The following is a 13,855-nucleotide window of genomic DNA, read 5'->3' as shown; positions in this document are numbered from 1 at the left end:
GGATTTGTAAGTCTCCTCGGGCTTTGCCCTGTAGGGTCTCCAGTCCATCGCTTCATCCCCGAGGGAGTCTTCCGCCTTTGCTCCAATCAACAGCTAAATATTCTCATGATCAACAATCTTCAATCTACAATTTCGAAACTATAAACGTCAAGCACTGCTGATGCAAAACCCGTTTTTGCCTGAATTTTTTACAGAGTAGAGGGCTTGGTCCGCTTTTCTGAAAAGCTGTTTGACCGTGCTTCCGTTGGCAGGGTAGGTGGAAATACCAATGGATGAGGTGGAAGCAAACTGTTGCCCTTTAATGCTGTAGGGCGCATTTAAGGTTGCAAGAATGCGGTTTGCCACTTTGTCAATCATGTCCATTGTTTCAATGTCATGCAAAAGGATGACAAATTCATCTCCCCCAAGGCGTGCCACCATATCACGATTTCGTATGCATTTCTCCAGGCGCTTAGCATAGGCAACAAGCAAATCATCGCCAACCTCATGACCAAATGTATCATTTACTTTCTTGAAATGGTCGCAGTCAAGAAAAAGGAGCGCAAGCATTTTTCCGCTTAGCTGGGCTTCGATAATGGCTTCTTCCAATTTGTCCTCTAAAAGTCGGCGGTTCGGAAGGTTGGTCAAGCTGTCATGGTAGGCAAGGAAGGTCAGCTTTTCCTGTAGCTTTTGTCGCTCGTGTTCCACCTCTCGTTGCTGTGTAATATCCTGTGCAATTACATACATCCCTTTAATATCTTTTTTTACGATGATGGGCACATGAGTGACATTTAGATATAGGTCCGCACCTGTGGCAGTCATGATGTTGAGCTCGTAATTTGTCACCTTTTCGTCCAAGGCGAGGTGTAAGCCAGGCAATTCATTTTTTACATAGTCGATGAAAGGAAAGCCTTTTATGGCGACTTTTGAAAAGCCAGTGATCTGTTCGCATGCCTTGTTCACATTGACAATTTTTCCTTCGGTATCAAGCATACAGATTGCGTTTTTATGATAGGAAAATAAGGATTTATATGCTTCATTACTCTCCTCAAGCCTCGCCTCTAACACCTTTAAATGTTCAATGTCACGATAGATCATGGAGATTGCGACTACTTCTTCTTGTTCATTCCGAATGGCAGAATAACTGATTGAAGTATGAACAGGTTGTCTTCCTTTTGTTAGTCTTATGGTTTCTTGTGAGGAAACAGAGGTGCCTTGCTTTAGGCGCTTCATTGTTTCTGTTGATTGCGCTTTCAAACTATCTGGAATGATTTGAATATTTTCCCAATACTGGCCCATCAGCTCTGGTGGTCTCCAACCAAATTGCTGGATAAATGCCTCGTTAAATCGTAGGATGACACCTTTTGTATCAATAACAAGCATCGCATCTACGGTGTTATGTACTAATGATTCTAGGAATATGTAATCTTCTGTTTTTTCTTTTAGGGCGTTGACATTTTTTGTGATGGCAAGCACATAGGTTTTGCTGTTTTCTTCTATGAGCGTAAGACTCGTTTCTGAAGCTGGGAGGTTCGCTACAAACAGGTTAAGGTCAGAGTAATTGACAGGCTCTTTCAGACGCACACAGGATAAATAATGAGGATTTAACGTTTGAAATATGGAGGAGGGCAGAACATCCACAAGCTTCTTGCCTACCATTTCTATCCCTAATTTATTCTGAGCGGAAGGATTAACTTTTGTATACCAAAATTCGTCATTCTTCCACTCTACGAGAAAGACCATATCAGCCATCTGGTCAAAAAATAACGAAAATTGCTGTTCAATATTCATGGAACTCCTTCTTTTCTAATGAGATTTAATGGTGAATTTCTTCCATTATAGCAAAATAATTGAATAAACTGAAAGATTTATAGATAAGTATATTATACTATTTGTAAAGGGATTAAAAAAATATTAATATTAAATTATTAAATGTAATAATAGTGAAATGTCCTTGATGGGAGAAAATAATGAAAACAATAAATGGTTGGAGTGGAAATTCGAAAGAAGAGGAAGGTTCCAACGAGACGCATTTACATCAAGAAGAACTCTTTCATCAATTGAAAAAGGAGCTATCGCAAAAAGAGGAAGAGCTAAAGAACATGAGTGAAAGCTTGGAGAGGCAAATTATGCATCAGGCGAATCATGATTATCTAACTGGTCTTCCAAACAGAAAACTCCTAAAGGAATCGATGGAAAAACTAATGGAAAGTGATGAGAAGAATCCAGATGAGTTTGCGGTTCTTTCTATTAATCTTGACCGTTTTAAACATACAAACGATACTTTAGGGCATGGGGTAGGAGATGCCCTGTTGCAGGAGGCTGCGACCAGGCTGCAACAGCTTGAGCATGAACATTCCCATTCGTTCGTCTTTCGAGTAGGCGGAGATGAATTTATCCTTCTTTTTCAGGCACAGAATGTACTTGAGAGGGTAAAAGAGCTTGCAAAAGACGTGATGGACTCTTTAAAAAAACCATTTCATATTAATAACCACGAGCTGTTTATCACGGCATGTGTCGGTGTAAGCCTTTATCCAAATGATGGAGAAAGTGTGGACATGCTGCTGAAACACGCAGATGTTGCTCTTTCTCGTGCGAAAGAATTGGGAAAGAACTATTTGGAAATTTACACCCCAAGCATTAGTGTACAATCCTATCAGGAGTACACGTTAGAACGGGATATGCACAAAGCAATAAAAGAGGAACAGTTTGAGGTGTATTTTCAAGCAAAGGTCCTTGCAAGTTCCTACAAAATTGTTGGGGCAGAGGCACTCATCCGTTGGAATCACCCGATTTGGGGGATGATTTCGCCTGTGGAATTTATTCCCCTAGCAGAAGAATACGGGATGATCAATGAAATAGGCGATTATGTGATGGAAAAGGTACTTAAGCAGCTTAGCACTTGGAAACGGCAGGCTTTACCATTAGTTCCGATTTCTATAAATGTGGCTCCACAACGGTTCTTGCGGAAAAATTACTCTAATATGGTAAAGAGAATCATTGAGCATTATGAGGTGAGTCCAAGTTTATTGGAGCTAGAAATCACCGAGTCTACCTTTCTTCAACAATCAGAAGATGTCTTGAAAATGGTCCAGGATTTACGTGAATTTGGTGTAAAAGTGGCGCTCGATGATTTCGGTACCGGCTACTCTTCGATGACCAGATTAACCGAGCTTGATATTGATGTATTGAAGGTAGACAAGTCGTTCGTAAAAGATGTAGAAGTGAATCGGAAAAATGCCGTTATTCTTGAGTCCCTCATTGTGATTGCGAAAGAGCTGAAAATGGAATTGGTCGTAGAAGGCGTTGAAACCATCGGCCAGCTGCAGTTTATGAAAGAAAAAAACTGTGATATCATCCAAGGCTTTATTTTTAGTAGACCAGTGCCTGTGTCAGAGTTCACAGAGCTATTAGAGATTGGAAGTCTGGAACCAAAAAGTTTGGAAGAGAAGAAATCGTTAGAAGACCAAAGGCAATACTTCAGAATGGAGCTTCCGCAGCCAATTCGAGGAGATATAACGATTCGTAAAATTAAGGATAAAGAGGTCAGCCTTGGCCGAACAGGAATTGTTATTGATAATATTGGACCGGGTGGGTTACGCTTCTTATCTCATATTCAGTTTCCAGTTAGGGAGGATGTCATTCTTTCTATTGAATTCAAGCTCCTAGGTGAGCATAAATCGTTAAATGGACGGATCTTTTGGAAAACGGATGTGAAGGAATGCTTCTTCGGGTACGGCCTCGCGTTTCTATTAGATGATAAAGAAAGAGCCGAGGTAACAAAGCTCTTAAATCATACAGCGATTCACTTAAGCGGCAACAAAATTTTGCCTGACAGTCAGGTCCTTGATGAACCTGTAGAGGCATTTTTAAACAGAATGAAATAAACAGACTACCTTCTTTGTAGCGAATGCTATCACAAAGGGGGTAGTTTTTTGTTCTGTTGCTCATTCATCAATTCTCTACCCCTAACAGGTCAATTCAGTTACCCCGAAAAAAAGCAAGCCCAGCATATAATGGAAGAAAGCGTTTACAACAGGTGGTGGGAGAATGGAAACGAAATTGGAGCCTGCGGTGAAAAGTACCTCAGGGAGAACAAAGCTTCGGGATGTAAAAGGAAAACCTGGAAAGATGAAATGGAAAAATATCTTAACGTATACGGCGTTTGTGGGGCCGGCCTTACTCTTTTTCCTTGTGATTCAAATCATTCCGTTTCTAATGGGAATCTATTATTCTTTTACTTCATGGAATGGAGTCAGCTCGGTAGTGGAATGGGTGGGACTGGCAAACTACAAGAAGATTTTTACGAATGATGATGGGTTCTTTCACTCATTTATGTTTACCACAAAATTCATGTTTGCAGCAGTAATCATCAGTAATTTGATTGGTTTTGGCCTTGCCTTATTGCTCAACGCCGCGCTAAAAACGAGAAACATTCTGCGGACAGTTTTCTTTATTCCCAATGTAATTGGTGGACTATTGCTCGGTTTTATCTGGCAGTTTATTTTTGTCAGAGGGTTTGCAAGTGTTGGAGAGTTAACCGGCCTTTCGTTTTTCCAGCTACCTTGGCTTGGAGATGAAACGACCGCGTTTTGGGGAATTGTCATTGTGTTTGCTTGGCAGATAAGTGGTTATATGATGATCATTTACATTGCAGCCTTGCAAGGGGTGGACAATTCTTTACTAGAAGCGGCCCGTATAGATGGAGCTTCTAACTTCACCCTAATTACAAAAATCATCATACCGTTAATTTTGCCAGCTTTTACGATTTGTTTTTTCTTAACGATTGCGATGGCATTCAAGATATTCGATTTGAATTTAAGTTTAACAGGTGGAGGGCCTTTCAATTCCACGCAGTCAGTAGCGATTAATATTTATCAGGAAGCCTTCCAAAATAACCGCTATGGCTTAGGGACAGCAAAAGCCATTATCTTCTTTGTTGTCGTAGCTATCTTTACAACATTCCAGGTCATGACGACCAAAAAGCGGGAGGTGGAGGCATAATGGACCAAAAGTATACGAAGAAAACCTTTGTGCTGGAGGTTCTCGGAATTCTACTCGGCCTTCTCTTTTTGATACCGTTTTATTTTGTCGCCATTAACTCGGTAAAAAGCTTTAGTGAAATATTGGTGGATGCAGCTGCATTCCCAACAGAAATATTGTTCAGCAACTACGTTAAGGTATGGGAGATTATCCAATTTCCTCGAGCGTTTTGGAACTCGCTTGTGATCACGGTAATCAGTAATATCGGAATTGTGGTTATTAGTTCGATGGCGGCCTGGAAAATGGTCCGCACACCAGGAAAGTTTAGTAAACTATTATTTGTCCTAATCGTTTCGGCGATGGTTATTCCGTTTCAGACAGTGATGATTCCTCTAATGAAGCTTGGAGGTACCTTAAATCTCATTAATAGCATTCCAGGGATCATTATTATGTACTTCGGTTTTGGGGTACCGCTTTCCTTATTTTTATATCACGGCTTTGTCAAAACAGTGCCGCTTGAGATTGAGGAAGCAGCCAGAATTGACGGGTGTAGTCAGTTTGGAGTGTTCTGGAGAATTGTATTTCCGTTGTTAAAGCCAATAACGGTTACAGTGGTTATTTTGAACACGCTTTGGATTTGGAATGATTACCTGCTTCCATTGCTTGTGCTTCAAGCGCCAGAGCTACGAACGATTCCACTTGCAACAAGCTCCTTCTTTGCACAATACACAAAGCAGTGGGATATGGGGCTAGCAGCCTTAGTGCTCGGGATTGCTCCCATTATCATTTTCTTCTTATTTCTACAAAAGCACATTATTAAGGGAATTGCTGCAGGTTCCGTTAAGTAATCTTTTACGAGACTGCCTAGCGGTTCTCGTAAAATTACTATATAATTTTCAACTAAAACAAGGGGGATTATTCTAATGAAACGAATCGTACTTCTTTTCTTATCGTTGTCCTTAGTGATAGGAATTTTCGCAGGCTGCTCAAGTGACAATTCTTCAGGCGACAAATCGAAGGATGGAGATGTTGTCACATTAAATTTGTTCCAATTTAAAGTGGAAATTGCAGACCAACTTCAGGCACTTATTGATGAATTTGAGGCTGAGCACCCTAATATTAAAGTGAAATTAGAAACAGTTGGTGGCGGTGCGGACTACGGCGCTGCGTTGAAAGCGAAATTTGCATCTGGCGAACAGCCTGATATTTTCAATAACGGTGGGTTTAAAGAGCTTGAGCTATGGAAGGAACATTTAACTGATCTTTCTGATGAGCCTTGGGCAGAGCACGTTCTTCCTATCGGAAAGGTACCAATGACTGATCCTGATGATGGGAAATTGTATGGTATGCCAGTAAACCTTGAAGGTTATGGATTTATTTATAACAAGGATCTTTTTGAAGAGGCTGGCATTAAAGAGCCACCAAAAACAATCTCCGAACTTAAGGCTGCTGCGGAAAAATTAAAAGCAGCGGGAATTACACCTTTCTCTGCTGGTTATGCAGAATGGTGGGTAATTGGGCAACATTTACTTAACCTTGGCTTTGCACAACAGGATGATCCAGAAGCATTCATTGCTGGTTTATATGACGGATCTGAAAAAATCGTCGGAAACAAAACGTTCGAGGAGTTCCAATCTGTTCTAGACACTGAAATCAATTTCGGAAACGCAAACCCGTTAACTACAGACTACAACACACAGGTGACACAGTTTGCTAGTGGAAAAACGGCGATGCTTCAACAAGGTAACTGGGTAGAAAACATGATTTATGAAATCAATCCTGACATGAACATGGGCTTCCTCCCAATTCCAGTGAACGATGACGCCGATGCGGACCGACTGCCAGTTGGCGTACCAAACAACTGGGCAATCAACAACAAATCAGAGAACATAGATGAAGCAAAAACATTCTTAAACTGGATGGTTTCCTCTGAAACTGGTAAGCGATACATTACAGAAGAGTTTGCCTTTATCCCTGCATTCGACAATATCGAGCCAACGGGACTTGGTGACCTTGGGCAATCCATTCTCGAATATTCTACAGAAGAAAAAACGGTTCCTTGGACTTGGTTTATGTGGCCAGATGGGGCAAATAAAGAATTTGCTGCCACGATCCAAGAATACGCTGCAGGCAGAATCGACTATGACACAGTCCTTGAGCGCTTCCAAACTACATGGGATAATTTAAAGTAATACATTTACGAAAAGCATGTCTCTTAGCAGGCATGCTTTTCTGCTATAATGAATAAAAGGGAAGGGAAAAGCATTTGGGGGTGAGCAATGTTTCGCAATAGTATCCGCAACAAACTGATTATCTTATTAATGATCATCACCATCCTGCCTTTTGGAACATCCATCATTATTACCTACTATCAATCAAAGGAAGCCTTCAAGGATTTGGTTGTTCAGGAAAACAGTAATCTTCTTTATCAAGGGAAAATAAATCTTGAAAGCTATTTAGCGGAGCTTAACAATCTTTCTCTATCACTCTATAATAATCCTGAATTTATTAACTATATGCGGGCACCAAACAAAGAGGACAACTACCTCACTATCGGCATTGTCCGAAATGTATTACAGACGATTCTTTATGCGGAAGATAATATTACGAGAGTACAAATTTCCTTTGAAGAGGTGAACAGAGGCATTACTGCTTCCAAGCGCTCGACGGTTGTTTTTTCTGATAGAGTTACAGACAGCTATGAAGACGCTTATAAAAAAGCCCAGCTCAGTCCTTACTTGTTCCACATCGATACAGAACAGCTTCAAAAGGGAGGAAATGTCCTTTATGTACACCGGGCACTAACGAATGTACCTTCCGAAAAAGTGCTTGCTTACATTACCCTTGTAGTAGGCTCAGAAAAAATTTTAAGTTTAAGTGAAAATCTTTTTAACAGGCAAACCGAGGAGCTCTTCATCCTTTCTCCAAACGGTGAATTCATTTATAGTTCCAATCCGATGGTTCAGAAATTACCGGATGAGCAAAAATGGATCAAGCCCATCCTCCAATCCGAAGCTACAAGCGGAACGATGGAATGGGAAACCGGCGAGTTCCAGGGTGTGATGATGTATGACCGCACAGACCTTTCAACTGGTGGTTGGATTCTTGTCAAACGGGTCCCGTATGCAACCCTTTATGACAACGCTTTCTCTGTGACGAAAATTAATATCCTATTCGGTGTTATTGGCCTATCTCTCGTTATTCTAGCTTCCTTAATTGTATCTTTTAAAATAACAAACCCAATTCGTGTACTTCTCCAAAATATTCAACAGGTCAAAGAAGGAAATATGAGGGTGCAATTTCAAACGCTTGGTAAGGATGAGATTGGACTTTTAGGCATACGATTCAAAGAAATGGTGGAGAGAATAAATCTGTTGATTAACCGCGAGTATAAGCTTGAAATCGAAAACAAAAATAATCAGCTGAAGGTCCTTCAATCGCAGTTAAATCCTCATTTTCTATATAATGCCCTGCAATCAATTGGCACGTTAGCCTTAAAAAACAATGTACCGCAAATCTACAAGCTGCTCACCGATCTTTCTAAAATCATGCGCTATGGCATGAATATGGAGGAAGACATGGTACCTCTAAATCGGGAGATAAATTATTTGAAGGCTTTCTTGCTATTACAAAAGGAGCGGTTTGGAGAGAGCTTTGATTATCATATCCAGGCAGACGAGGAAGCACTTAAGGTAAAAGTGCCGAAAATGCTCTTACAGCCCATTGTGGAAAATTATTTTAAACACGGCTTTGACCGTCGTGAGGATATTGGAAGAATAGACATAAAAGCAGAAACAGACGAAGAAAAGCTGACCATTGTTATCCGTGATAATGGGACAGGAGTGGATGCTGAGAGACTGAAAGAAATTAATGCTCTTTTATGGGAAGGAAAATCTTTGCAGCATGGAGAAGAAACAAATATAGGCTTACGCAATATTCAAGCACGCATACAGCTTTACTACCAACATTTAGCCTCCCTTCATTTAGAAAATCATCCAGATGGTGGCTTTATGGTAACAATAAAGCTGCCGCTTGAAGCTGGGGGTGAAGAGCATGAAAGCAATAATCATTGACGATGAACAGCATGTAAGGGAAGGCTTGCAATTGCTTGCTAATTGGAATGAGTTTGGTATAGAGACAGTGCTAGAGGCCGGTGATGGCGATGAAGCGATCAGCCTTATAAAACATCATCAGCCAGAGATTATTTTTACCGATATGCAGATGCCTAAGCGGGATGGGATTTCCCTCTTAAAATGGCTAGCAGAATCAGAGCTTGCAGCAATAACCATTGTGGTTAGCGGACATGATGATTATAAATACATGCGTAACGCGATTACTTACAAAAGCTTTGATTATATTTTAAAACCGATCGATCCAGAGCTACTGAATGAAACCTTAGGGCGTGCTGTTAACAGGTGGAAGGAGAATGCCCTAATAAAACGGTCTACGTTGGATGTGGAACCGATTCCTTCTTCTGCTGAAACGGAATCAAGTATGCAACAAATTGAAGCTTTCTTAAGGGTCAATTATAAACAAGAGATAACGCTTCAGGATATTGCCGACCAGTTTTACTTAAGCAGAGAGCATATCTCCCGCAAGTTCAAGCAGGAGTATCACGAAACCATTACAGATTATGTGACAAGAATCCGAATGGAAAAAGCGAAGGAGCTCCTTGGTAATCCGAATTTAAAAATTTACGAGATTGCCTATCATGTGGGCTATCAAAATGAGAAGTATTTTAGCAAGGTTTACAAAAAATTCTTCCATTTGACGCCAAATGAATATCGCAACAAACTAGTAAAATGACTGCTAAGAGGTGTGTAAAATGAAACGTATCAAAATGGGTATTATCGGAGTGGGCGGAATTGCCCAAAACCGCCACATTCCAACTTTCTTATCAATGAAGGATAAAGTAGAAATCGTTGCCATTAGCGATGTGAATGAAGAAACGGCGCAATCTGTTGGCGAGCGTTTTGGAATTCCTCACGTGTATACTCACTATGCAGATATGTTTGCTCATGTGGATGCTGTGACGATTTGTACCCCAAATAAATTTCATGCAGAGATTTCGGTTGCCGCTCTAGAAGCTGGCTTGCACGTTTTTTGTGAAAAGCCAATGGCCATGCGACCTGATGAGTGCGAGGCGATGATTGCCGCTGCAAAAAATAATGAGAAGCAGCTTGCCATTGCCTATCATTACCGTTTTATGAAAGAAGCGATCGCCGGAAAACGCGTCGTGACAGAAGGGGAAATCGGCCGTCCAATTGTTGCCCGCGCCAAAGGCATTCGCCGCCGTAAAGTACCTGGGTGGGGAGTGTTTACAAACAAAGAGCTGCAAGGTGGGGGAAGCTTAATTGACTACGGCTGCCATTTATTAGACCTCTCTTTATGGTTGTTAGGAAATCCAAAGCCAGTGGAGGTAATGGGCAGTACGTACAACGAATTGAGTAAGGTTCCTGGCCAAGTGAATCAGTGGGGCAGTTTTGATCATGAAAGCTTTGAAGTAGATGACCACGTCACCGCCTATATCAAATTTGAAAACGGGGCTTCATTGCTCTTTGAAACCTCCTGGTCGGCTAATGTGAAAGGAGACGAAGAGTCCATCAGCATCTCCGGTTTAGAGGGTGGAGTTGATTTGTTTCCATTCCACTTAAACCAGGTGAAGCACGGCATGCTCCTCAATACAGAAGCCGATTGGATTCCTGGGGAAGATGACCCAAGTCTGCCTCAAGCGCAAAACTTTATTAACAGCTGCCTTGGGTTAGAAGAGCTTGTTGTAAAGCCAGAGCAGGCGATGCAGGTGTCCCAGGTAATCGACGCAATCTACCGCAGTAGTGAGACGGGTAGAAGCGTTAGTTTATAGGATGGGGCAAAACTGCCGGATGCTTCTGATAGTTTACATTTGCGGACAACCCGAAGGAAACCCGGAGAGTGAAAGTCCGCATAGTCGATGTAGGAAGACAACCGAAATGAAAACCCAAGTCGTGGAGTCCTCCTATATTGTAAAATTCTAAAATATTCTCCATCATGCAAAAAGAACTGCCAAGAAAGTGGCTAACTACAACTTTCTTGGCAGTTCTTATTTGTTATTCTCCAAAAGGCTTTCTCCCCTGACCAGGGCTTTCGTCTGTTACCGTTTTCTCAACTCGTAATGAACCATCTTCCATCACTCGTTTGTCATACACATCTTCCTCTTCTGGCTCTGTCATTTCAAAGGGTTGTCCATGGTGATAACGCAGGGCGGTTTCCACATCAGTATCGGTAGCGTTTTCTGCATACTTTTTCCCGTTATTGTATCTGCTTTCTCTTGTAGCACTCGCTTCTCCACGAACGGCTCCTACTTCTTCTTCCATATAGACACGCTCGGCATCACCCAATGTGTCACTGCGGAGTAATTGCTCATCAAGTGGCAGTGAGGAATCAATGTTTTCATCTGGCATAGGACGATTAACAGATGTCACCTTTGGCTCTGGAGGCTTCTCAAAGTTTCTCTCAATTTTTGCTTCTTCTTTTTCTTCCATTAGCACTGCTGACTCGTATTCCGCATTATAGCGATCCTGTCTGCTAAAAGTCTTCTCATGCTTCTCGCCGGGCACCTTGTCTGCTACTATCAATATCTTTCCAACCTTCACATCAAATTCATAACGATAGGCATCCTCTTTGCCGACACCTAAATCCATTAAGGTAGCTGACACACTTTTCATCTCTGGATTAAGCAGGCTACCAGGGGAAACGAAATTGCTTTCAGACTGCAGACTATCATAGGCTTGCTCGTTATCGTTCCATCTATTATCACGTGTGATTGGTCCATCCTCTAAAGGCTCCAACACGCCACGGCGGTCGCGAATTACCCAAATTTGATCTGCGGTGTATCCTTCATCCTTTAACCAATTCACCTTATTCATCGCATCTTCTTCCATCAAATAAGAACCAATGATTTCTTTCGGTTGCAGTGTCATGCTTTTTCCTCCTCTATCGTTCTTTACTCCCTACATACCCTTTATGGAAAAAAAGCTAAACCAAACTAGAAATTTTTTCAAATGATAGATGCGTGCAGGACAATAAAAAACCACAATGGTATTGTAGACCATTATGGTTTGTTTGTTTTATTCATTCGAATGTTTTTTGGCAGAATTAGGGGCGAAGGTGATGGCAGTGAGGGAGCGGTCCTGAATCTCGACACTATCAATATTTTGATCTGGAAGCGTGATATGATTAACTTCTACCAAATACGTATACGTGCCTGGGGTAGGAACGATGTCTGTCCAGGTTATTTTTGTTGTGTTCATGATTGTTTTTTCACAATCCGGTTGGCCAAGCTGATTGATCATTGCAAAGCTCTCACTTGTGATGGGGGTGGTTTTTCGCAGTAGGGAAAACTCAACAATAAAGCTAAAGTTTGATTCTAAACCTGTAAGGATGAAGGTTTCAAACATGGAATCTAATTTAACAATGCTATTTGGAACATGAGTGGTTACCTCAATTTCGATAGCGCTTGTCGGTGTATCAGGCAGGATGGTCAACATTTCATCAGACTGATTAAAAAAATACTTTTCTTTCCCTTGCATGGGTGGCAGGGTTTCGCAATTACAAGCCTCCCTGCAGCCACAGCTTTTTCTCCATTCAAAATACAAAGACATATAAAATGCCTCCTTTAAACTTACTATCCATTCCATACCATATGCATGTCTATCCCCTTTGGCGAGGGTGAGTGTCCTATTATTAAATGTTGAATTTAGGAAAAGGTTAAACATTCTGCGGTTAGGATGTCTTAAGTAAGGAGAGTTGGGACAGAAATTGGCGATTGAAAGGAAAAGAGGTCTTGAGCAGGGGCATCAAGGACAAAAATTGGCGTGTGAAGGGAAAAGAGGTCTTGAGTGAGGTCATTTCGGACAAAAATGGGCGCTTGAGGGGAAAAGAGGTCTTGAGCGAGCGGATATCGGACAAAGTTTGGGTGAATGGAAGAAAAGAGGTCTTGAGCGAGCGGTTATCGGACAAAGTTTGGGTCAATGGAGAAAAAGAGGTCTTGAGCGAGCGGTTATCGGACAAAGTTTGGGTCAATGGAGAAAAAGAGGTCTTGAGCGAGCGGTTATCGGACAAAGTTTGGGTCAATGGAGAAAAAGAGGTCTTGAGCGAGCGGATATCGGACAAAGTTTGGGTCAATGGAGAAAAAGAGGTCTTGAGCGAGCGGTTATCGGACAAAATTTGGGTGAATGGAAGAAAAGAGGTCTTGAGTGAGGGCATCAAGGACAAAAATGGAAAAAAGGGGGCTGGCACTAATTAACTGCCTTCCCCCTGATTAGAACAGTCCCAGGCTTGCACCTGCAAAACCAAAGCACCTCTACCTTTAGCTTCCCCTACCCATACAACTCTTGATATATAATTGCTTTCAATGCTAGAAGCTCTTCCTCGCTCAGCTTGTGTTCGAACTTTTGGATCAGTTCAAGAGCCTCCTCATCTGTCATACCATTAGCAGCTTGTGCTTGGATTTGCTGCATTTCTTGAAGTGTGAGCTTTTGCATCACAAGTCTTGTTGCCTCTTCTCGAGTTTGGAAAGGTAGCTGACTGAGATCAGCATCTGCCCCTTCTGCAATATAGGACTTTAATGCAGGGGAATTATCGACGTATTCCCTCGCAGCTGCTATGTCATTGGACGTAGCAAGGTCCTTTTCTACATACTCAACTGCTTTGTTTTCGATAAATTTATTAAATATAAAGTAACCGCCAAAGCCAAGTAGACCTAGAACAACGGCTGTTATGAATAAACCTTTGAAAAATTTCAAATGAGTCACCTTCTTTCTACATTACTATATAAAATTTGTCACTTTAACGCAATTTTACCCACAAAAACAGGTTTTAAACCTTCTGTTAGTGGCTATGGAAGAGTATGAAG

12 protein-coding genes are annotated in these 13,855 nt (G+C 41.5%); 8 read left to right on the top strand and 4 right to left on the bottom strand.

Features of this window, described 5'->3' with window-relative positions:
• Positions 1-147: 147 nt before the first annotated feature.
• A complete protein-coding gene (locus tag FIU87_RS18445; RefSeq protein ID WP_152445931.1) occupies positions 148-1,770 on the bottom strand; it encodes a sensor domain-containing protein in 1,623 nt (540 codons plus the stop codon).
• 179 nt (positions 1,771-1,949) lie between these two features.
• On the opposite strand from FIU87_RS18445, the gene FIU87_RS18440 reads away from it, so the two are divergent.
• From FIU87_RS18440 to FIU87_RS18410, 7 genes are all read left to right on the top strand, one after another.
• On the top strand, positions 1,950-3,866 hold the full coding sequence (locus tag FIU87_RS18440) for an EAL domain-containing protein (protein ID WP_152445930.1): 1,917 nt from the start codon (positions 1,950-1,952) through the stop codon (positions 3,864-3,866).
• 163 nt (positions 3,867-4,029) lie between these two features.
• Positions 4,030-4,983 carry a carbohydrate ABC transporter permease gene (locus tag FIU87_RS18435; RefSeq protein WP_152445929.1) on the top strand — a complete coding sequence of 318 codons (954 nt, stop codon included), beginning with the start codon at positions 4,030-4,032 and terminating at the stop codon, positions 4,981-4,983.
• Complete coding sequence (locus FIU87_RS18430) at positions 4,983-5,810, top strand: carbohydrate ABC transporter permease (RefSeq protein WP_152445928.1); 828 nt, start codon at positions 4,983-4,985, stop codon at positions 5,808-5,810. Before FIU87_RS18435 ends, FIU87_RS18430 begins: the two co-directional genes overlap by 1 nt.
• Positions 5,811-5,885: 75 nt before the next feature.
• The gene (locus FIU87_RS18425) at positions 5,886-7,154 is read left to right on the top strand and encodes an ABC transporter substrate-binding protein (protein ID WP_152445927.1); all 1,269 of its coding nucleotides are present in this window, start codon (positions 5,886-5,888) and stop codon (positions 7,152-7,154) included.
• Positions 7,155-7,241: 87 nt separating this feature from the next.
• Positions 7,242-9,035 (top strand): sensor histidine kinase, encoded by a 1,794-nt coding sequence (locus tag FIU87_RS18420; RefSeq protein WP_152445926.1) that lies wholly within the window; start codon positions 7,242-7,244, stop codon positions 9,033-9,035.
• Positions 9,016-9,768 carry a response regulator transcription factor gene (locus FIU87_RS18415; RefSeq protein ID WP_152445925.1) on the top strand — a complete coding sequence of 251 codons (753 nt, stop codon included), beginning with the start codon at positions 9,016-9,018 and terminating at the stop codon, positions 9,766-9,768. Before FIU87_RS18420 ends, FIU87_RS18415 begins: the two co-directional genes overlap by 20 nt.
• Positions 9,769-9,787: 19 nt before the next feature.
• Entirely contained in the window at positions 9,788-10,825 is a 1,038-nt protein-coding gene (locus tag FIU87_RS18410; RefSeq protein ID WP_152445924.1) for a Gfo/Idh/MocA family protein, read from the top strand.
• 223 nt (positions 10,826-11,048) lie between these two features.
• Here the strand turns inward: FIU87_RS18410 and FIU87_RS18405 are convergent, their stop codons facing one another.
• Together FIU87_RS18405 and FIU87_RS18400 are read right to left on the bottom strand one after the other, a co-directional pair.
• Positions 11,049-11,921 (bottom strand): general stress protein, encoded by an 873-nt coding sequence (locus FIU87_RS18405; protein WP_152445923.1) that lies wholly within the window; start codon positions 11,919-11,921, stop codon positions 11,049-11,051.
• Between the two features lie 147 nt (positions 11,922-12,068).
• Complete coding sequence (locus tag FIU87_RS18400) at positions 12,069-12,602, bottom strand: hypothetical protein (protein WP_152445922.1); 534 nt, start codon at positions 12,600-12,602, stop codon at positions 12,069-12,071.
• Positions 12,603-12,912: 310 nt separating this feature from the next.
• On the opposite strand from FIU87_RS18400, the gene FIU87_RS18395 reads away from it, so the two are divergent.
• Complete coding sequence (locus FIU87_RS18395) at positions 12,913-13,200, top strand: hypothetical protein (RefSeq protein ID WP_216647505.1); 288 nt, start codon at positions 12,913-12,915, stop codon at positions 13,198-13,200.
• A 119-nt stretch (positions 13,201-13,319) separates the two neighbouring features.
• On the opposite strand, the gene FIU87_RS18390 is transcribed toward FIU87_RS18395, so the two are convergent.
• A complete protein-coding gene (locus tag FIU87_RS18390) occupies positions 13,320-13,745 on the bottom strand; it encodes a hypothetical protein (RefSeq protein WP_152445920.1) in 426 nt (141 codons plus the stop codon).
• Positions 13,746-13,855 lie beyond the last annotated feature (110 nt).

It is taken from the genome of Bacillus sp. THAF10 (genome assembly GCF_009363695.1).
Classification (GTDB): Bacteria; Bacillota; Bacilli; order Bacillales; family Bacillaceae_I; genus Sutcliffiella_A.
This window is presented reverse-complemented; position numbering and strand designations above follow the sequence as displayed.